This window comes from Rhizobium aouanii, assembly GCF_037002925.1.
Taxonomy (GTDB): Bacteria; Pseudomonadota; Alphaproteobacteria; order Rhizobiales; family Rhizobiaceae; genus Rhizobium; species Rhizobium aouanii.
In genome coordinates this window covers 196,278-215,054 of the sequence record NZ_JBAMYD010000007.1, presented here as the reverse complement: position 1 = coordinate 215,054, position 18,777 = coordinate 196,278, and the positions used below count along the sequence as shown (strand labels likewise).

The 18,777-nt window shown below is 61.8% G+C and carries 16 protein-coding genes; 3 read left to right on the top strand and 13 right to left on the bottom strand.

Annotation, left to right across the window (positions count from 1 at the left end; genetic code table 11):
- Positions 1–78: 78 nt before the first annotated feature.
- Positions 79–1,620: an outer membrane beta-barrel protein gene (locus V8P77_RS14715; protein WP_335913115.1), complete on the bottom strand. Its 1,542-nt coding sequence runs from the start codon at positions 1,618–1,620 to the stop codon at positions 79–81.
- A 175-nt stretch (positions 1,621–1,795) separates the two neighbouring features.
- Here V8P77_RS14715 and V8P77_RS14710 point away from each other — a divergent pair, with 175 nt between their 5' ends.
- Positions 1,796–2,791, top strand: a complete 996-nt coding sequence (locus V8P77_RS14710) for a KpsF/GutQ family sugar-phosphate isomerase (protein ID WP_335913114.1) — start codon at positions 1,796–1,798, stop codon at positions 2,789–2,791.
- A gap of 14 nt (positions 2,792–2,805) precedes the next feature.
- Here V8P77_RS14710 and V8P77_RS14705 read toward each other — a convergent pair whose 3' ends face one another.
- From V8P77_RS14705 to V8P77_RS14650, 12 genes are all read right to left on the bottom strand, one after another.
- The gene (locus V8P77_RS14705) at positions 2,806–3,261 is read right to left on the bottom strand and encodes an NfeD family protein (protein ID WP_131629288.1); all 456 of its coding nucleotides are present in this window, start codon (positions 3,259–3,261) and stop codon (positions 2,806–2,808) included.
- A gap of 3 nt (positions 3,262–3,264) precedes the next feature.
- Complete coding sequence (locus V8P77_RS14700) at positions 3,265–4,305, bottom strand: SPFH domain-containing protein (protein WP_011653489.1); 1,041 nt, start codon at positions 4,303–4,305, stop codon at positions 3,265–3,267.
- Positions 4,306–4,486: 181 nt separating this feature from the next.
- Positions 4,487–5,521 carry a ferrochelatase gene (gene hemH, locus V8P77_RS14695; RefSeq protein ID WP_335913113.1) on the bottom strand — a complete coding sequence of 345 codons (1,035 nt, stop codon included), beginning with the start codon at positions 5,519–5,521 and terminating at the stop codon, positions 4,487–4,489.
- Positions 5,522–5,645: 124 nt separating this feature from the next.
- Complete coding sequence (locus tag V8P77_RS14690; protein WP_335913112.1) at positions 5,646–7,625, bottom strand: 5'-nucleotidase C-terminal domain-containing protein; 1,980 nt, start codon at positions 7,623–7,625, stop codon at positions 5,646–5,648.
- Between the two features lie 173 nt (positions 7,626–7,798).
- Entirely contained in the window at positions 7,799–8,119 is a 321-nt protein-coding gene (locus tag V8P77_RS14685) for a hypothetical protein (RefSeq protein ID WP_335913111.1), read from the bottom strand.
- 22 nt (positions 8,120–8,141) lie between these two features.
- Positions 8,142–8,510 (bottom strand): outer membrane lipoprotein Omp10, encoded by a 369-nt coding sequence (gene omp10, locus V8P77_RS14680; protein WP_018243526.1) that lies wholly within the window; start codon positions 8,508–8,510, stop codon positions 8,142–8,144.
- Between the two features lie 171 nt (positions 8,511–8,681).
- On the bottom strand, positions 8,682–10,133 hold the full coding sequence (locus V8P77_RS14675) for a homospermidine synthase (protein WP_335913110.1): 1,452 nt from the start codon (positions 10,131–10,133) through the stop codon (positions 8,682–8,684).
- Positions 10,134–10,328: 195 nt separating this feature from the next.
- The gene (locus V8P77_RS14670; RefSeq protein WP_335913109.1) at positions 10,329–10,694 is read right to left on the bottom strand and encodes a nuclear transport factor 2 family protein; all 366 of its coding nucleotides are present in this window, start codon (positions 10,692–10,694) and stop codon (positions 10,329–10,331) included.
- Between the two features lie 17 nt (positions 10,695–10,711).
- Positions 10,712–10,996, bottom strand: coding sequence for a YciI family protein (locus V8P77_RS14665; protein ID WP_335913108.1), 285 nt, complete (start codon positions 10,994–10,996; stop codon positions 10,712–10,714).
- A 2-nt stretch (positions 10,997–10,998) separates the two neighbouring features.
- A complete protein-coding gene (locus V8P77_RS14660) occupies positions 10,999–11,628 on the bottom strand; it encodes an aminotransferase class IV family protein (protein ID WP_335913107.1) in 630 nt (209 codons plus the stop codon).
- Positions 11,625–12,731, bottom strand: a complete 1,107-nt coding sequence (locus tag V8P77_RS14655) for an aminodeoxychorismate synthase component I (protein WP_335913177.1) — start codon at positions 12,729–12,731, stop codon at positions 11,625–11,627. The genes V8P77_RS14660 and V8P77_RS14655 overlap by 4 nt, the downstream gene beginning before the upstream one ends.
- Before the next feature lie 298 nt (positions 12,732–13,029).
- Complete coding sequence (locus tag V8P77_RS14650) at positions 13,030–14,883, bottom strand: M3 family oligoendopeptidase (RefSeq protein WP_335913106.1); 1,854 nt, start codon at positions 14,881–14,883, stop codon at positions 13,030–13,032.
- 207 nt (positions 14,884–15,090) lie between these two features.
- Between V8P77_RS14650 and V8P77_RS14645 the strand changes: the two genes are divergently transcribed.
- Positions 15,091–16,635, top strand: coding sequence for a sigma-54-dependent transcriptional regulator (locus V8P77_RS14645; RefSeq protein WP_335913105.1), 1,545 nt, complete (start codon positions 15,091–15,093; stop codon positions 16,633–16,635).
- Positions 16,636–16,814: 179 nt separating this feature from the next.
- On the top strand, positions 16,815–18,662 hold the full coding sequence (locus tag V8P77_RS14640) for a peptidoglycan L,D-endopeptidase MepK (RefSeq protein ID WP_335913104.1): 1,848 nt from the start codon (positions 16,815–16,817) through the stop codon (positions 18,660–18,662).
- Positions 18,663–18,777 lie beyond the last annotated feature (115 nt).

The window sequence follows — 18,777 nt, the reverse complement described above, 5'->3', positions numbered from 1 at the left end:
TGTCCTAACGGATACGCGGCGCTCAATTTTGGTATGCATTAGAGCGTGCGTCCTTTCGGATGCACAAAGCACGATGCGCTAGCGTTTCAGCTTGAGGCCGACGCCGGCTCGCCATTGCTGCGAGTCGCTGCCTTCCTTGCGCGTCGTCAGCTCGTAGCCGAGCGTGCTGGTCAGATCGAGATAGCGGTTGATGTTCCAGGTCAGGCCGGTCGCGGCGGTATAGACGAGCTCGTCGTTGATGGTGCTGTCGGTGGGATAATCGCGCCATATGACCCCGCCGATCATCGTCCCGACCAGATTGTCGCGCAGCTGGTGGTTGACCGTCGTCGTCAGCGCATGCGAGACGTAGCCGCTTTCGCCCGCCGTGGTCGAGGGTTGGATGCTCGTCTGCAGGTCGAGATTGACATCGGTGCCGCGGATCGGCGACCAGAGCAGGCTCGCATCGAGCGTCGCGGTATCGATCGAGGACAGGCGGCTGTCTTCGAAATCCGCCATCTCGTAGCCGACGCCGACTTCACCCTTCAGCTTTTCGCCGAGATCGACCTCGACGCCGGCCTTGGCGCCATAGCTGTGGCCCGAACGCTCGTAGCCGGCGGAGTCGCGCGTTTCGTCATAGAGAGTACGGCCGACCGTCGCCTCGATGAAGGGAATGAGCGCGGGCGACAGCTCGTAGCCGACGCGGCCGCGCAGCGTCCCCGTCGTCTGGTTGCGGTCGCTGAGGGCGACGGTCGTGCCGTCTGCAAGCTTGGCATCCGAATAGATCGAGCGGGTCAGTGCCAGTGCCGTCGTGCCGCGCAAGATGCCGAAATCGCGCTGGACGGAGGCGCCGGCCGAAAATTCCTGCACGTCCGACTGCTGCGCGGCGTCGGCGATGGCGTCGGGATCGTCCGTATCCTCACGGTAGAAATTATAGCCGGCGGTGAGGTGCGCGGTCGTATCGTCGGGAAGATCCAGCCTGAGATCGCCGTTGACTTTAAAGGAAGGCTGCTCCTCGCCCTCGCCGCTGATATTCCTCTGCCAGGCGCCTTCCGAGGTCACGGTGAGCTGATGTCGGCCCCAGCCGGACGTCAGTGTCGCTGCCGCATCCGTTTCGAGGAAGGCGCGCCGCTGCCTGGTATTGCCGTCCTTGGTGATCTCGGTGTTGATGCTCTGGGTGACGCTCGGACGGAGCACAAAAGTGCCGATCGGGATTCCCGGCGTTTCCTCTGTCGAGGCGCTCTCGGCAGCCCTGCGGCGCGGCAGCGTCTCGTCGATCGGCGCCTCGCGGGTGTTCAGCCGGCGTATGTCCTCGTCGAGGATGGAGCCGGTAATATCGTCGCCGGCCTGTGCATCCGGTATGGCGGGCCGCTGCTGGACATCGTCCGCGGTCGCAGTCGTGCCGTTTGCCTCAGGAGTGGTGGTATCGCCGGTCTCGTCATCGAAACCGGTGGCGGATGTGGCATTGTTGGTGGCGCGGTAATCCTGAGAGGCGGCGGAGGGGCTGTTTGCCGGCTGTGTCGAGGCGGATTGCGCGAAGGCTGCCGTCTGGCTGAGAAGCATGCTACCAAGCACGGCAAAAGAGACGGCACGGCTCATGGCGCGGAGCGGCGTCACACTGCTCGTCTGTTTTGGCTGGCCCATGCAATTCGCGCCTGACATGCTTTCGGTTCTTACCCAAAGGTAAAGCCTTGTGGTTAACCATTCGTTGCCGGCGACGGGCGCTGTTCACATTTCGGAAAGAGTGCGGGTCGGAAAGACAGCGGGTCGGAAAGAGTGCGGGGTGGACTTGGAAAGTGAAAAGGTCTAACGCAATTTCATGAACAGAAGAGCGATCAACCTCGTTGAAAACAGCGTGCTCGAATCGGCAAAACGCACGATAGAGACCGAAAGACGCGGTCTTGAAGCGCTCGAACAGGCTTTTGACAATGGATTGGCCGGTCCTTTCACACGGGCCGTCGAAGTCATCGGCGACATCTCCGGACGTGTGATCGTCACCGGCGTCGGCAAGAGCGGGCATATCGGCGCCAAGCTCGCAGCCACGTTCGCTTCAACGGGAACGCCCGCCTTTTTCGTGCATGCGGCGGAGGCCAATCACGGCGATCTCGGGATGATCGCGCGCGATGACGTCGTGCTGGCGATTTCCAAAGGCGGCGAGAGCGCCGAGCTCAAGAGCATCATTTCTTTCACGCGGCGCTTCTCCATTCCGCTGATCGCGGTCACCTGCAGCGAAGGTTCCTCGCTTGCGGCCGCCGCCGATATCGTCCTTCTGATGCCGAACGAACAGGAGGCCTGCCCCAACGGGCTGGCGCCAACGACCTCGACGCTGATGCAGCTTGCAATCGGCGACGCGCTGGCGGTGGCGCTTTTGGAGGCGCGCGGCTTTACCGCCACGGATTTCCACGTCTTCCATCCCGGCGGCAAGCTGGGCGCGAGCCTCATGCATGTCGCCGATGTCATGCATACCGGCGAGCGGCTGCCGCTGGTTGTCACGGGTACACCGATGCCGGAGGCGATCACGGTGCTGTCGCGCAAACATTTCGGCTGCGTCGGCGTGCTGGATGAGGATGGGCGGCTCTGCGGCATCGTCACCGAAGGCGACATGGCGCGCAATCTGACGCGCAATCTCTCTGAACTTGCCGTCGACGACATCATGACGAAGACGCCGAAGACGGTGAGGCCGACGGTGCTGGCGACCGCGGCCCTGGCTCTGCTCAACCAGCATCACATCGGCGCGCTGATCGTCATCGACGACGACCGCCGGCCAGTCGGGCTGGTGCATTTCCACGACCTACTGCGGATCGGCGTCGCCTGATCAGGCTCGTTTGATCAGACGGGCTCGACCGTCAGGTCGCGGCCGTTGCTCGAAACCACCTTCACCTGTGTTCCGACGGGCAGGTCCGGTCCCATCACCTGCCATAGCGTATCGTCGAGGCGGATGCGGCCGCGGCCCTCACGGATCGGTTCGTGCAGTGTGGCCGTGCGGCCGACGAGGCTGGCGCCGCGCTGATTGAGAAAGGGCTCGTCAGTCGTCGCATTGCGCAGCGTCAGCCGGCGGCCCGCGAAGGTCGTGGCAACGGCGAGCAGCGCAAAAAGGACCGCCTGCAACTCCCACACCCAGAAGGCACTGTCCCAGAAGAGCAGCGACAGCGCGCCGACGATCAAGGCGGCAAGGCCGATCCAGACCAGAAAGAAGCCGGGAACGATCATTTCCGCAGCGAGCAGCACCAGGCCTGCGACCCACCAGCTCCACGGACCGAGTTCGGCTGCGATCTTCGCCAGCATGGCCTAGCGCTCCTGCTCGGGATTGAAAGGATTGGGGGTCGACGGATTGATCGGCGGCGTCGAGCGCGCCGGAGCGGGACGCGGACGCGGCGGTACCGGCAGCGGCGTTGACGGGCTGTTGCCGGCATCGCCGAAAACTTCGCGGGCAATGGCGCCGATACCACCGAGCGAACTCAGGATGGAAGAGGCTTCCATCGGCATCATGACGATCTTGGAATTGGGCGCCGAACCGATCGAGGTCAGCGCTTCGGTGTATTTCTGGGCGACGAAATAGTTGATCGCCTGGATGTCGCCGGCGGCGATCGCCTCGGAGACCATCTTCGTCGCCTTGGCTTCGGCCTCGGCCAGACGTTCGCGGGCTTCAGCGTTGCGGAAGGCGGCCTCGCGCTGGCCTTCGGCCTGCAGGATGGCGGATTGCTTGGCGCCTTCGGCCCTCAAGATCTGCGCATTGCGCGAGCCTTCGGCTTCCAGCACCTGGGCGCGCTTCTCGCGCTCGGCCTTCATTTGACGGGCCATCGCATCGACAAGGTCGCGCGGCGGCTGGATATCCTTGATCTCGACGCGGGTGACCTTGATGCCCCAGGGATGCACGGCCTCGTCGACAACGCGCAGCAGCCGGTCATTGATCGCATCGCGGTTGGAAAGCAATTCATCGAGATCCATCGAACCCATGACCGAGCGGATGTTGGTCATGGTGAGATTGAGGATGGCGTTTTCGAGGTTGGAGACCTGATAGGCAGCCTGAGCGGCGTTCAGCACCTGATAGAAGGAAACGGCATCGGCCGAAACCGAGGCATTGTCCTTGGTGATCACCTCCTGGGTCGGCACGTTCAGGACCTGCTCCATCACGTTCAACTTGGCGCCGACGCGCTCGATGAAGGGGGTGATGAGGTTAAGGCCCGGCTCCAGCGTGCGGGTATAACGCCCGAAGCGCTCGATCGTATAGCGGTAGCCCTGCGGCACGGTCTTGATCCCGGCAAAGAGCACCAGGATGACGAAGATGACCAGCACGATCACGACGATGTCGAAGCCGCCGAACAGCATGAAGAATTCCTCCTATCGGCGCATGCGCCCATACACTGATGTGGTGGGGTAGCATGTTCTTTGCGAGGAAGAAATGCCACACGGATGCCGCACATCCGTGTGAGACGGAGGTTTCGTCTCGGTTGGGTTATTCGGGTCTTCGCCAGCTATCCGTGCAGCGCTACTTTCTGAAAAAAGTTTCTCAGGTCCAGCCCTGCAATTCGCGGCGGACGACCTTTTCCAGCACATTCATGCCGTCCTCGCCGTCGTTGAGGCAGGGAATATGCGCGAACTTCTCACCGCCGTTCTCGCGAAAGGAATGGGCGGCCTGTTCGGCGATCTCCTCCAGCGTCTCCAGACAGTCGGAGACGAAACCGGGATTGATGACGGCGATGCGCTTGACGCCGTCCTTGGCGAGCTTCTCCACGGTCTTGTCGGTATAGGGCTGCAGCCATTCCTCCGGCCCGAAGCGGGACTGGAAGGTGACCATGAAATTTTCTTTGGTAAGCCCCAATCGTTCGCGCAGCAGCCGGCCGGTCTTCTGGCATTGACAGTAGTAGGGATCGCCCTGCTTGAAATAGGACATCGGAATGCCGTGGAACGAGGCGAGCAGCATCTCGGGCTTCCAGTCGAGGGTCGAAAGATGCCTGTCGACCGACGCGGCGAGCGCCTCGATATAGGTCTCGTCGTCATGATAGGCGGGAACGGTGCGCAGCGCCGGCTGCCAGCGCATTGAGAGCAGCTTCTGGAAGGCCTTGTCGTTGACGGTGGCGGTCGTCGCCGCCGCATATTGCGGATAGAGCGGGAAGAGCACGATACGGTCGCAGCCCTCTTCTTTCAGCGCGTCGATGCGCGAGGCGATCGACGGCGTGCCATAGCGCATCGCCCAATCGACCTTGACGTTATCAAGATCCTTCAGGCGCTCGGCCATCAGTTCCGACTGGTTGCGGGTGTAGGTGCGCAGATAACTTTCGTTCTGCTCCTTGTTCCAGATCAGCTCATAGGCCTTGCCGACCTTCTGCGGGCGGGTGTTGAGCACGATGCCGAACAGGATCGGATACCACTTCCAGGGCGACCATTCGATGACGCGGCGATCGGTCAGGAATTCCCTGAGGTAGCGGCGCATCGAGGTATAATCGGTGCCGTCAGGCGTACCGAGATTGACCAGCAGTACACCGACATTACCAAATTTGACGGCCGGATGGTCGGCCGGGCGGAGTGAAATATCTGCTGTCATTCTGGCCTCAACGCTCTTTTGTCCCGTCGGCTCATACGCAGCCTGGAGATCGCGGTTCACCCTATAGAAAGAAAAGCCGGCCCGGGAAACCCCGGACCGGCCAGTGGCATCGAGACAAATCGTCTTACTTGGCGGGGACTTGAATTTCCTCGCCGATCCTGAGATGGCGCGGATTCGGGCTGCCATTGGCTTCCGAGAGTTTGCGCCATTCGGCGCCATCGCCATAGAAGCTTTCGGCCAGATCCCAGAACGTATCGCCGGCAACGATGACATGGGTCGATGGTGTTGCAGGTGCTGACGTCGCAGGAGCCGGTGCGGGCTCGGTCGAAGGCGCCGGTGTGGCGGGTGCCGGAGCCGGTTCTGCGGATGGGGCAGGTGCTGCCGGAGTCGGGCTGGGTTCTGCAGACGGGGCTGGAGCTGCAGGGGCCGCCGGCGTCGGTTCGGCGGAAGGCGCCGGTGCAGCAGGCGCCGGCTCGGAAGCGGAGGGAGCAGGCGCTGCCTGCGCCAGTTCCGTGACGCGGCCGTCCGTATAGGGCTTGTAGGGCGAATGTGCTGCGACATATTCGGCGGTCACGTCGGCAAGGTCCGGACCGTAATCATAGGCGTTCTTGCCGTCCTTGAAGATCGAATAGCCGTCGCCGCCGGCCCGCATGAAGTTGTTGGTGGCGACTTTGTAGGTCTTGGCCGGATCGATCGGAGCGAAGCTGTCGCCCTCCTTCACCTGGACATCGCTGACCCGGCTGCCGACGGGCTTCGATTGGTCGAAGGAGAATTTCAGGCCGGCGACCTGCGGGAAGCGCCCGGCGCCCTGGTCGATCTGGCTGACACCATTTTCGAGCGCTTTGACGACATCTGCGCCGGTCGTCTCAAACGTCGCGAGTGTGTTCTGGAAAGGCAGGACGGTGATGACCTCACCCTGGGTGACCTCGCCGCCGTCGATCGAAGCACGCAGGCCGCCGCCGTTCTGGACGGCGATGGTGACGCCCTGGTTCTTGGTGCGATCGAGCATGGCGTCGGCCACCAGATTGCCCATCGAGCATTCCTTGACGCGGCAGACCTTGCGGTCGCCTTCGATCGGGCTTTCAGAAGAGCCGATCACCTTCTTGCGCAGTTCCTCAATCGGCTTTGCCAGTTCGGCGATGCGGGTGATGACGGCCGGATCGGGCGTAAAGGTGGAATCGATCAGGATCGGATCGCCCTTGGCATCCTTGACGACGCCACTATCATCGAAATTGACGACGAGATCGCCGAGATACTTGCTGTAGGAGGCGGCCTGGACGACCGGCGCCTTGTAGCCGCCGGGATTGTCGACCATCGTCGGGTAGGGGCCTTCCGCCTTCGGGTCGGTATTCGAGAGCAGGCTGTGCGAATGGCCGCCGACGACGACATCGACATCCGGGATTTTGGCAATCAGGGCGAGATCGCGGGGATAACCGACATGGGTGAGCGCGATGATCTTGTTGACGCCTTGGCCCTTCAGATCCTGAACGGCTGCGGTGATGGTCTGAACGTCATCTTCAATCGTAACGTTCGGGCCGGGGGAGGAAAGCTCGGGCGTGTCGTTGGTGACGGCGCCGACGATGCCGATCTTCTGGCCGCCGACATCGAGCACCAGCGACGGCTTGATGCGGTCGCCAAGCTTGGAGGCGGCCGTCGCCTTGACGTTCGCCGTTACGACAGGGAACTGCACCTTGTCGAGGAAGGTCGCGAGCCCGTCCTCGCTGTCGTCGAATTCATGGTTGCCGACGGTCATGGCGTCGAACTTCATCAGGTTCAGGAATTCGGCTTCGGCTGCTCCCTTGTAGGTCGTGTAGAAGAGCGAGCCCTGGAAATTGTCGCCGGCATTGAGGAGGACGACGTTCTTGCCAGATAGCGCCTGACGGCGCTGGTCGATCGCGGTCTTCAGGCGGGCCGCACCACCAAAGCATTCCTTCTTGCCTTCCTCCTCGGCCGAGCAGGTGGAGTCGAACTTGTTGATCGATTCGATGCGCGAATGGAAATCGTTGATATGAAGAATATTGAGTTCGTAATCCGCAAAGGCGGCGCCCGCGCTGAGCGCCAGCATGGACGCGGTCAAAAGACCGAAGCTGAAAGACTTCGTCATCCCTGTTCTCCTGATTGAGGCGAAAGATCCCCCTGATCCTCGCCGATCCCTTTTATTATGCGCCGGGGCGGTTTCCCGGCCTGCGGATGTTCCATCAGACGATGCACGACCGCAAGAGAAAGCTGGGCCAGGCGGGACGCTTTCCAAGGGGGCAGGGCAAAAAAGCCGGGTTCCTATCCCCGGCATTCGCCGTCGGCGGTATTTCGGTAGAGTTCGTGCACGGCCCCTGCGATATTCGGGACCGTGGCGAGCGCGATGATCAAGCAGAGAATGGAAACGAGGCGATGAAAGCGCCGGCCGGCCCGATTAGCAAGGAGCGCGCCTGCACCATAGATAAAGACTGCCGGCACCGCGAGGATCAGCACCTGCAGCGGCCCGTCGCAATCGGGAGCGGCGATGCCCTGGGCACGATATTCGTTGGCCGGCGAAACGACCGCAAGTGCCGCAAGCGGTATGGTGAGCGGCAGGACGCGATAAGACGCGACGGCACGCATGCCTAGCCTATCGCCGCATCTTTCATCCGCGGCGGGAAAGCGTGAACTGTGCGCCGGAATCGGAGGTGCAATTGAGCTGGCTCGGGTTCACGAGGGCGCAATTGACCTTGGACTGGGTCTTGCGCACCAGCGAGGTCATGTTGATCTCCACCAGGGTCGGTGAGGTATTGATATAGGTGCCCGAGGCAAGAAGCTGGTTGCTGTCGGTCGTGCGGGTGGTGAAAGTACCGCCCTGGAAGGTGGAAACGATGCCGTTCGGATCGCTCCAGTTGCCTTCGACGCCGGTGGCGGCGGGCGCGGTTGCAACCGGCAGGCGACGCGGCTCTGATGAAACGCAGGCGGCAAGAGCGGCCGCTGCACCGACAAGAACAAGACCAGTTCTGATTTTCATAAGGCTTCTCCCGGCGAATCGGCGCGGCGGACAGCCGCCAAGTTCGGGCAAAACATGGCGCGCGTCCGGCATGAAGGCAAGCCTTGGAGCGGCGGCGGGCAGCAATTATACAGCCGGCGTTACAAAAATGCCCGCCTTGCGGCGGGCATTGTCAAAGCCATGAAAGCGTCCTCAGCGAACGAGAATGTTCCTGAACTGCCACGGATCCTTGGTGTCGATATCCTCCGGGAAGAGGCCCGGACGGCCGTCGAGCGGGGTCCAGTCGGTGTAGTGGCCTTCGACCGGGCCGAGATAGGGCATCTGCACTTCGAGGCAGCGCTTGTAGTCGATCTCGTCGGCTTCGACGATGCCGGCATTCGGGTTTTCCAGCGCCCAGACCATGCCGGCGAGGACGGCGGATGTGACCTGCAGGCCGGTGGCGTTCTGATAGGGCGCGATACGGCGGGTTTCTTCCAGCGACAGGCGCGAGCCATACCAATAGGCATTCTTCTCATGGCCGTAGAGCAGGACGCCGAGTTCGTCGATGCCGTCTTCCAGCTCGTCCTCGTCGAGAACGTGATGGACCGGCTGCGGCGTGCCGCCATTGCCGAACATCTCATGCAGCGAGAGAATAGCGTCGTTGGCCGGATGGTAGGCATAGTGGCAGGTCGGGCGGAAGGTCACTTCGCCGTCCTTGTCGCGGACCGTGAAAAAATCGGCGATCGAGATCGACTCGTTGTGGGTGACGAGGAAGCCATATTGCGGACCGGGCGTCGGGCACCAGGTGCGCACGCGGGTGTTGGCACCCGGCTGCTCCAGGTAGATCGCCGCCTTGTTGCCCTTCTTGTGCTTCTTGGCGTTCTTCGGCATCCATTCTTCATGCGTGCCCCAGCCGAGTTCGGCCGGCTGCAGGCCTTCAGAGATGAAGCCTTCGACGGACCAGGTGTTCCAGAAGACGTTGAGCGGCTTCGGATGCTTGGTGCGCTGGGTGTCGCGCTCGGCGATGTGGACGCCCTTGACGCCGAGCTTCTTCATGAGCTTTGCCCAGCCTTCGCGATCGTGCTGGTCCGGTTCCTCGAATTTGAGGCCGATGTCGTTGGCGAGGTTGACGAGCGCCTGCTTGACGAACCAGGAGACCATGCCGGGATTGGCGCCGCAGGTGGAGACGGCGGTGGCGCCGCCCGGGTTCTTCGCCTTTTCCTTGCGCATGGTTTCGCGCAGCGCATAGTTGGTGCGGTCGGCATTGCTCATGCCCTTGTCGAAATAGAAGCCGAGCCAGGGCTCGACGACGGTGTCGATATAGGGAACGTCGAGTTTGCGGCAGAGCTTGATGATGTCGAGCGAGGAGGTGTCGACCGAGAGGTTGACGCAAAAACCCTGGCCTTCGCCTTCCGTCAGCAGCGGCTTCAGCAGTTCCTTGTAATTGTCCTTGGTGACATATTCCTTGATGTGGCGAACGCCGTGCTTCTTGAGGATCTCCATGTCGGAGGGCTCTTCACGAGGGTCGATGACGACCATCCGGCTCTTGTCGAATTTGAAATGGCGCTCGATCAGGGGCAGGGTGCCGCGGCCGATGGAGCCAAAGCCGATCATCACGATCGGACCGGTAATTTCGGCATATACCGGATAGTTCTGTTCCGTCATTCTTTTCTCCTGTGGAAGGCGACGAAGGCGTTCAGCCTGAAGAATTATTTTGAAATTGCCGCAGAGAGTGCGAGGTGACCGGCTCTAATCATAAAACGACGTCACAATAAAGAGCGTTGACGGGGAAAGGCCAAATATCGAGCGGCGATAGAGGCCGGCGAAGCCATCCTGGGATAGGCAGCCCGATGGATTGGCTTAACCGATGACGGTGCCCTGGTGGAAGAGCATGCGCCAGTGCCCATCCTCTTCCAGCCGCCAGATGGAACTGCGCAGCGTCCGCCTTTCGCTTCCGTCGGTGTCTGTGTAAATGGCGCGGTAGGTGACGAGCGCGATGTGCTCCGCAAGTCTCTGGGTTTCGAAATGCTCGCCGCGGGACGTTCCCGTCCGTTGTTCGGCCAAAAGACTGGGCACAATGACGTCGAAGGTATAGAGCCGTCCGGAGCTGCCGATTTCACGGAAATCGCGCGAGAGCAGCGTCGTCAGCATCTCTCGCGAGGCGCGAACGGACGGGTCGAAGAGCTTTTCTTCGAGCTCTTTCAGATGGTCTGAGAGATCATCCATGATCGGCTCCTGCAAATTCAGCGCTTCAGGATTTCCAGTCCTTCGGCCGTCGTCGTTACGGCAAGCTCGGTGATGTCGTATTCAGCGACGCCGTGGATGGTGAAGGGATCGGCGGCGACATAGGCCTCGATTGCGGCGCGCTCGCCGATTGCGAGGATGACGCCGCCGGTGCGCGGCACCTTGCGGCCGGAAGCGAGGAACCAGCCCTGGACATAACCCTCCTTCACCCAGACCATGTGCGGCTCCATGTGCCTGTCGGCTTCATCGTTGGGTTTCACATAGGTGAGCGAGAGAATGAACATGGTCAGTTCCTGACGAGGTTTGCGCGGATCAGGCCGCGCAGCGAGTTGCCGATATAAAGCGTGCCGGCATCGAGATCGGCAAGAGTAAGGCGGCCGATGCGGGCCTGGCGCCGGCAGATAAGCTCCGTGCGCAGCACGCCGGCGAGCAGGCCGCAGGAAATCGGCGGGGTGCGCAGGATGCCGGTTCCGTCGTCCAGGAAGATCGAGGTGATGGTGCCCTCGCAGACTTCGCCATGTTCGTTCAAAAGCATAACCTCATCGGCCTCATCAGGCCTATATTCGGCACGCGCGATCTCGTAGACGGCGCGGCGTGTCGTCTTGACGCGCAGCAGCCTGTCGGCGGAATGCAGGCGGGTCTCGGCGAGGCGGACGGTCCAGATGGCATCGGGCGCCAGGGGCGCGAAAGCGGCGCTCGTCACCTCGATGTGGCCTTGCGCGTCGAAGGTCAGGCGGATGCGCAGCGGACCGTCAGCACCCGCAACAGCTTCGCCGATCCTGGCCGCCGCCTCGATCGGTTGCGGAAAGCCAAGCCGCCGGGCGGAGCGGGAAAGCCGGGCAAGATGCAGCCGTAGCCGGAGGAAGCCTTCGCCGGGCTGCCAGCGCAGCGTCTCGATCAGCGAAAAATCGATCATCGCGCAATCCATTGGTCGCCGACAGCGAAGCGGGCCTTGAGCAGGCATTCCTCATATTCGGCCTCGGCTGTGGAATCGAAGACGATGCCGCCGCCGACATTGAAGACGGCCCTGCCGCCGTTAAAAAGCGTGATGGTGCGGATGGCGACGGAAAAACGCATGGCGCCGGTGGGGGAGATCATGCCGATCGCCCCGCAATAGGCGTCGCGCGGGGCATCCTCGAGCGCATGGAGGATTTCCATCGCCCGCATCTTCGGCGCGCCGGTGATCGAACCGCAGGGAAAGAGCGCGGAGAAGATGTCGCGGATCGAAAGATCGGGGCGGAGCCTTGCCTGGACATGGCTCACCATCTGGTGGACGGTCGGATAGGTCTCGATGTCGAAGAGCTTCGGGACGTCGAGCGTGCCGACTTCGGTGATGCGGGAGATATCGTTGCGCAGGAGATCGACGATCATGCGGTTTTCCGCCTGCGTCTTGATATCGCGGCGCATGGATTCGATGATTTCGGCATCCTCGGCGGCGGTAGCGCCGCGTTTTGCCGTGCCTTTCATCGGATGGGTCTCGATCCAGCCCTCTTCGTCGGTGCGGAAGAAAAGTTCGGGCGAACGCGAAAGTATGATCGGGCCGCCGAGATCGACCAGCGCGCCGTATTTGACCGGCTGGCGTTCGATCAGCGACCAGAAGGCGGCGCGGGGATCGCCGTTCCAGCGAGCCTCGACCGGCATGGTGAGGTTTGCCTGATAGGCGTCGCCAAGCCGCAGGTGCTGGTGGAGACGGTCGAAGCGCTCTTTATATATGGGGAAACTCCAGGCAGCTTTTGGAGCGGTGAGGAATTCCTCGTTTTCGAGGCGCTGTTTTGGTTGGGCAAGCGGATGCGTATCGGCCTGCGGAGCGTCGAACACGCCGAAACAGATGAGCGGGGTTTCGCGATGTTCCTCGGCGAAGGGAGCAAGTTTTTCCTCGAAGAGGTATCCGGCCTCATAGGCCATGTAACCGGCAAGCCATTTGCCTGCGGCCTTGGCCTGCTCCATCCGGGCAAGGCCTGTAAAGAACTCGGCGCGCGTCCTGGCAACGATGATCTCCGCCGGCTCGGCGAAAAGCATCACCTGTCCGGTCGTGTCGTCGCGAAAGAGGATGTAGGGTTGGTCAGCCACGCGCCGCTTTCATTTTGTTCTGCTCCTCATTGCTCATAATCTCATTGGGAGCGTGAGGCATTTTCCCGCTTCTCCCCACGGGGGAGAAGATGCCCGAAGGGCAGATGAGGGAGCGGAGCGGAGCGACGTCCTGAGCACGTGCGAAGGACAGGTTCTGCCGTGTCGCCCCCGCATCCGCCTGCCGGCACCTTCTCCCCGAGGGGAGAAGAGACCCGTTGCGGCCCTTCCGCCTTTGGAGAAGAGGCTCTCAGGCCCTATCCAACGCTTCCAGTTCGTCGATCAGCCCTTCGATCATCGACAGGCCCTGGCTCCAGAACGACGGATCGGTGGCGTCGAGGCCGAAAGGTTTCAGCAGTTCCGAGTGATGCTTGGTGCCGCCGGCCCTCAGCAGTTCGAAATACTTCTCCTGGAAGCCCTTCTCGGCCTTCTGGTAGACGGCATAGAGCGAATTCACCAGGCAATCGCCGAAGGCATAGGCGTAGACATAGAAGGGCGAGTGGATGAAGTGGGGGATATAGGCCCAATAGGTCTCGTATCCTTCGGAAATGCTGATCGCCGGCCCAAGGCTCTCCGACTGGACGGAGAGCCAGAGTTCGCCGATGTCGTCAGCTGTAAGTTCGCCGGCCTTGCGGGCGGTGTGCAGCTTGCGCTCGAATTCGTAGAAGGCGATCTGGCGCACGACCGTGTTGATCATGTCCTCGACCTTCTGGGCGAGCATCGCCTTGCGTTCGCGCGTATCGGTGGTCTTTTGCAGAAGCGCGCGGAAGGTCAGCATCTCGCCGAAGACGGAAGCTGTTTCGGCAAGCGTCAGCGGCGTCTGGCACATCAGCGCCCCTTGCGCGCCGGCGAGAACCTGATGCACGCCGTGCCCGAGTTCATGGGCAAGCGTCATCACATCGCGCGGCTTGCCCATATAATTGACGAGCACATAGGGATGGGCCGAGGGAACCGTCGGATGGGCGAAGGCGCCGGGCGCCTTGCCGGCACGGACCGGAGCATCGATCCACTGTTCGTCGAAGAAGCGCCTGGCGATAGCAGCCATCTCCGGGGCGAAATTGCCATAGGCCGACAGCACCGTATCCTTCGCCTCCGGCCAGGAGATGATGGCGCTGGAGGTTTCCGGAAGCGGCGCGTTGCGGTCCCAGAAATTCATCTGCTCCATGCCGAGCCATTTCGCCTTCATCTTGTAATAGCGATGCGAAAGGCGGGGATAGGCCTCGCGGACGGCCGCGGCCAGCGCATCGACGACCTCACGCTCGACGCGATTTGCCAGGTGTCGGCTGTCGGCGATGTCCTCGAAGCCGCGCCAGCGGTCGGCGATCTCCTTATCCTTGGCAAGCGTGTTGGTGATCAGCGTGAAGGTGCGGATATTCGCCCTGAAGGTTTCGGCGAGCGCCATGGCTGCCGTGCGACGCACTTCCGGATCCTTTTCCTGCAGCTTGTTCAGCGCCACTTCGAGCGGCACTTTCTCGCCATCGATGTCGTAGCGAAGTTCCGCCATGGTTTCGTCGAAGAGGCGGTTGAAGGCGGCGGCCGATGTCATCGACTTCTCGAGGAAGAGCTGTTCCAGCCTGTCGTCGAGCTGATAGGGCTTGTCCTTCCTGAGGTCGAGCAGCCAAGGGCGATAATGTCCGGCGACGGGATCATTCGCCATGCAGGCGTCGATCACCGCGTCGTCGATGCGGTTCAGTTCCAGCGCGAAGAACAGGAGATGGCCGGAAAATTCGGTGATCTTGGTCTGTACGTCGCCATAGAGCTTGCCATTTGTCGGATTGGTGGTGTCGGAGAAATAGGTCAGGCCGGCAAAGGAGCCGAGACGGCCGATGATGTCGTCCAGCGCCTCATATTCCTTCAGCGCCGCGCCGATGCCCTCAGCGCCGGTCTTCGCCGCCGCCTCCGTGAGTTTGCCCTTCCACTTTTCTTCAAAGGCGATCGCGGCCTTGCCGGCCTTTTCCATGTCGGCGACGAAGGCGGTGGAGGTGGCGGAGGGATAAAGATCCTGCAGCTTCCAGACCGGCAGATCGCCGAGCGCCGCATCGGCGGCCCCGGCTGGCGCTGCCGCCGATAGAAGAAGGCCGGCGTGCGGGAGCTTGTTTTTCATGAGCGCAATTCCTCTCCACTTTCATAACAGTCTGCTTGTCTAAGCGCGCTAAGGCCGGGCATCAAGGGGCTTTCGGCGCATGAAAGGCCTCGCTTCGGCACGAAAACGACCTGTTGCAATCGTTAAAATGCAATTATTTCTCAAAACTGGATGTTCAAGCCTTGCTGTCAGAGTGCGCTTTATGGTTTCGCATGAAGTGAGGCGACAATGACCGGTTACAATGAGCTCAAGGGAGCAGGGCAAATCCTCGTGGTCGAGGACGACCCCGTACAGCGCCGCCTGCTCAAGAACGCAATCGAGCGTCACGGCCATGTCGTGCACCAGGCGGAAAATGGCCGCATCGGCCTGGAAATGGTCAAACGCGACAGCGGCCTTTTCAACGTCATCGTGCTCGACTTGATGATGCCGGAGATGACCGGCCTCGAATTCCTCGATGCGCTTCACGAATTCGGCACGCAAATCCCCGTCATCGTGCAGACGGGGCAGGGCGGCATCGAAACGGTGGTGCAGGCGATGCGCGCCGGCGCCTTCGATTTCGTCGTCAAGCCGGTCTCGCCCGAACGCATCGCCACTTCGATCTCGAACGCGATGAAGCTCGACCAGCGCGAGGTGAAGGCGCGGGCCGGACGCCGGTCGCGCTCAGGCTCGGTCGGTTTCGACGACATCGTCTCGGCAAGCCCGGCGATGCTCCGTGTCATCGATCTCGCCCAGCGGGCGGCTCAGTCCAACATTCCCGTCGTGCTCGAAGGCGAATCCGGCGTCGGCAAGGAACTGGTGGCGCGCGCCATCCAGTCCGGCGGCGACCGCTCGAACAAGCCCTTCGTCACGGTCAATTGCGGGGCGATCCCGCATAATCTGGTCGAAAGCATTCTCTTCGGTCACGAGAAGGGCGCGTTTACCGGCGCGACCGAGCGTCATATCGGTAAATTCATGGAAGCCGACGGCGGCACCATCTTCCTCGACGAGATCGGCGATCTGCCGCTCGAGGTGCAGGTGAAGCTTCTGCGTGCCGTGCAGCAGGGCGAGATCGAGACCGTCGGTGCGCGCACCGCGCACAAGGTCAATGTCCGGCTGATCTCTGCGACCAACAAGGATCTGATCGAGGAGGTCAAGAACGGCCATTTCCGCGAGGATCTCTACTATCGCCTCAACGTCTTCCCGATCACCATTCCGGCGCTGCGCAAACGCAAGGAAGATATTCCGCATCTGGTGCGCGTCTTTGCCGACCGCTTCTCCAGCGAGCAGAAGAACGGCCGCCGCATGACGGTGAATGCCGGCACGCTGGCTTTGCTGACCGCCTATGACTGGCCGGGCAATATCCGCCAGCTCGAAAACGCGATCTTCCGCGCGGTCGTCCTGGCCGAAGGGCCGGAGCTGACCGAGGCTGACTTCCCGCAGATCGCCGCCCAGCTTCCGGAATATGACGTCGTAGATCACCTGGCCCTCGTTGCCGACAATACCGGCCTCGATCTCGACAACGGCTATGGCGAGGACTTCAGGGCGTCGATGTCGGGAGAGGTGCACCACCGCCTGTCCGAGGCCTCGGAAAACGCGATCGCCAGCGTCAATCCTGCCGGAGACGTGCGCAAGCTTGCCGATGTCGAGGAGGAACTCATCCGATTCGCGCTCAAATTCTATCGCGGGCAGATGAGTCAAGTAGCGCGCAAGCTCGGCATCGGCCGATCCACACTTTATCGCAAGCTCAAGGACTACGGCATAGACCCCGACAATCCCCAGAAAGATGCGGCTTAAGCGCTTTTTCGTTAAGATTAAGGCAACCACGTTTTGTTACTAGTCATAAACCACTTGTTAGTGGCGCGTTCACTATGTAAAGAAAAGGTTGATCATGTGTGGCATTTTTGCCATCGTGTGACCGCATTTGACAGTCATCTGAGACAGTACGGGACATTGTCTGTCTGACGGGGATCGAGTTGCCGAATCTGAATGGGAATTCCAAGCCTTCGCGCTTGAGCTGGCGTTTGTTGTGCGCCGACATTTGCGGAAAGGCAAAAAGGACGGTAGCGGCCGCCCTTCTTGCGCTCGCGGTTTCCTCACCGGTATTCGTTGGTACGCCTTCGCAGGCAGCGGGCGACACCCGCAGCCTCAAGCTTTATTTCATTCATACCGGCGAAAAAGCCGTCATCACCTACAAGCGGAACGGCAAGTTCGACCCCAAGGGTCTGCAGCAGCTGAACCGCTTTCTGCGCGACTGGCGCAAGAACCAGCCGACGAAGATGGACCCGCGCCTGTTCGACCTGATCTGGGAAGTCTATCGCCAGAGCGGTTCGAGGGATTACATCAACGTCGTCTGCGGTTTCCGTTCGCCGGGGACCAACGAGATGCTGCGCGGCCGCTCGCGCAAATCCGGCGTCGCCGAAAAGAGCCAGCATATGCTCGGCAAGGCGATGGATTTCTTCATTCCCGACGTCAAACTCGCGACGCTGCGCGCCATCGGCATGAAGATGCAGGTCGGCGGCGTCGGCTTCTATCCGAAATCGGGCTCGCCCTTCGTGCATATGGATGTCGGCGGCGTTCGCGCCTGGCCGCGCATGAGCCGCGACGAACTCGTCAGGCTTTTCCCCAACGGCAACACCATCCATATTCCGGCCGACGGCAAGCCGCTACCGGGCTACCAGCAGGCGATGGCCGACTATAAGCGCCGCGGCAGCGGCCCGCAGATCCAGATCGCCAGCGCTTCCGAATCGGCGCCGAAGCACAAGACGCTATTTGCCGCGCTCTTTGGCGGCGGAGCGGACGAGCAGGAAGACGAGTCGGACGATTCCACGCCTGTCGCCGTCGCCAAGGCGACGCCGCCGAAGGCCGAGCCCGCTCCTGCCGAGCCGCAGCAGACCGAAGTCGCCGATCTGAACGCGCCGGTGCCGCAGGTTCGCCCGGCATTCAGCAACCAGCCGACGGGCAGCGAAGTGGCGAGCGCGCTGGTCGCGCCGCCTTCGGGTAATGCCGCACAGCAGGCTCTTGCTGCGGCCGTTCCGGCCGACCAGGCCCAGCCGCAGCAGTTTGCCGATCTCAGCGCCTACAGCATTCCGGTTCCCTCGCTTCTCGGCCAGCGCCGCGCGCCTGGCGATGCCGAGGTTGCATTGACCGATCCCATGCTGACGGGCGCGAATGCACTGCCGGTTCCGACGCCGATCGAACGTCCTGCCGTTGCCGAGAACCTTCTTGCCGCGGCCGATGCCGATCCGGAAGCAGAGGCCGACGAAGCCGATCAGGACGCGCTGTCTCCTGCCCTTGCCGATGCGCTCGACCAGCAGCGAAACGAGGATGCGGAAAGCCAGATCGCGTCGAAGGCGGCGCCGCAGACGGTCGAGCAGGCGATCAACGCCGCGATGACGCAAAAGGCGCCTGCCGCAAAGCCGCCGCTCGAACTCGCCGCCTTGGCGCCGATGACCAAGTCGGCAAGCTTTGGCGACGGCTTCGACGAACCGGCCGTCGAAAGCGCCGTGGCGCAGGGGCTTCCTGCCAAGGGTGGTCGCCCGACGCATAAGGAAGCCGCCGCAGCGGATGCCAGCCGCACGACGGTGCGCACCGAACCGAAGCTGACTGAAAAGATGATCTCGCAGTGGGCGCTCACCAATGCCCGCCTGGAAATGGCCTCCAAGCAGGTCAAAGCGCCGCGGTTCGTCAGCCAGACGATGCGCGCCCAGCCGACCGCCGTCTATGCCGAGGGCTTCAACGTCAAGACCGCTTCGGTCGACCCGGCCCGCTTCAGCGGCACGGCTGTGAACTTCATGGAAGTGCGCAAGTTCAACACGAACTGAGCCTGCCAATTGAGGAAATGTCGAAAACCGCCGGAGCGATCCGGCGGTTTTTCTTTTTTATTTCGATCCGGCAAGCTGGCTGTTTAGGCAGTTGTTTCCACCGCAAAAGAAAAGC

What these genes read in the sequence shown, in the direction of transcription:
- V8P77_RS14660 (WP_335913107.1), bottom strand. Translation starts at nt 11,628, where the DNA reads ATGATCGATTTTTCGCTGATCGAGACGCTGCGCTGGCAGCCCGGCGAA.
- hemH (WP_335913113.1), bottom strand. Translation starts at nt 5,521, where the DNA reads ATGACAGCAGATATTTCACTCCGCCCGGCCGACCATCCGGCCGTCAAA.
- V8P77_RS14715 (WP_335913115.1), bottom strand. Translation starts at nt 1,620, where the DNA reads ATGGGCCAGCCAAAACAGACGAGCAGTGTGACGCCGCTCCGCGCCATG.
- V8P77_RS14700 (WP_011653489.1), bottom strand. Translation starts at nt 4,305, where the DNA reads ATGCTGTTCGGCGGCTTCGACATCGTCGTGATCGTGCTGGTCATCTTC.
- V8P77_RS14665 (WP_335913108.1), bottom strand. Translation starts at nt 10,996, where the DNA reads ATGTTCATTCTCTCGCTCACCTATGTGAAACCCAACGATGAAGCCGAC.
- V8P77_RS14645 (WP_335913105.1), top strand. Translation starts at nt 15,091, where the DNA reads ATGACCGGTTACAATGAGCTCAAGGGAGCAGGGCAAATCCTCGTGGTC.
- V8P77_RS14650 (WP_335913106.1), bottom strand. Translation starts at nt 14,883, where the DNA reads ATGAAAAACAAGCTCCCGCACGCCGGCCTTCTTCTATCGGCGGCAGCG.
- V8P77_RS14710 (WP_335913114.1), top strand. Translation starts at nt 1,796, where the DNA reads ATGAACAGAAGAGCGATCAACCTCGTTGAAAACAGCGTGCTCGAATCG.
- omp10 (WP_018243526.1), bottom strand. Translation starts at nt 8,510, where the DNA reads ATGAAAATCAGAACTGGTCTTGTTCTTGTCGGTGCAGCGGCCGCTCTT.
- V8P77_RS14705 (WP_131629288.1), bottom strand. Translation starts at nt 3,261, where the DNA reads ATGCTGGCGAAGATCGCAGCCGAACTCGGTCCGTGGAGCTGGTGGGTC.
- V8P77_RS14655 (WP_335913177.1), bottom strand. Translation starts at nt 12,731, where the DNA reads ATGCTTTTCGCCGAGCCGGCGGAGATCATCGTTGCCAGGACGCGCGCC.
- V8P77_RS14685 (WP_335913111.1), bottom strand. Translation starts at nt 8,119, where the DNA reads ATGCGTGCCGTCGCGTCTTATCGCGTCCTGCCGCTCACCATACCGCTT.
- V8P77_RS14675 (WP_335913110.1), bottom strand. Translation starts at nt 10,133, where the DNA reads ATGACGGAACAGAACTATCCGGTATATGCCGAAATTACCGGTCCGATC.
- V8P77_RS14670 (WP_335913109.1), bottom strand. Translation starts at nt 10,694, where the DNA reads ATGGATGATCTCTCAGACCATCTGAAAGAGCTCGAAGAAAAGCTCTTC.
- V8P77_RS14690 (WP_335913112.1), bottom strand. Translation starts at nt 7,625, where the DNA reads ATGACGAAGTCTTTCAGCTTCGGTCTTTTGACCGCGTCCATGCTGGCG.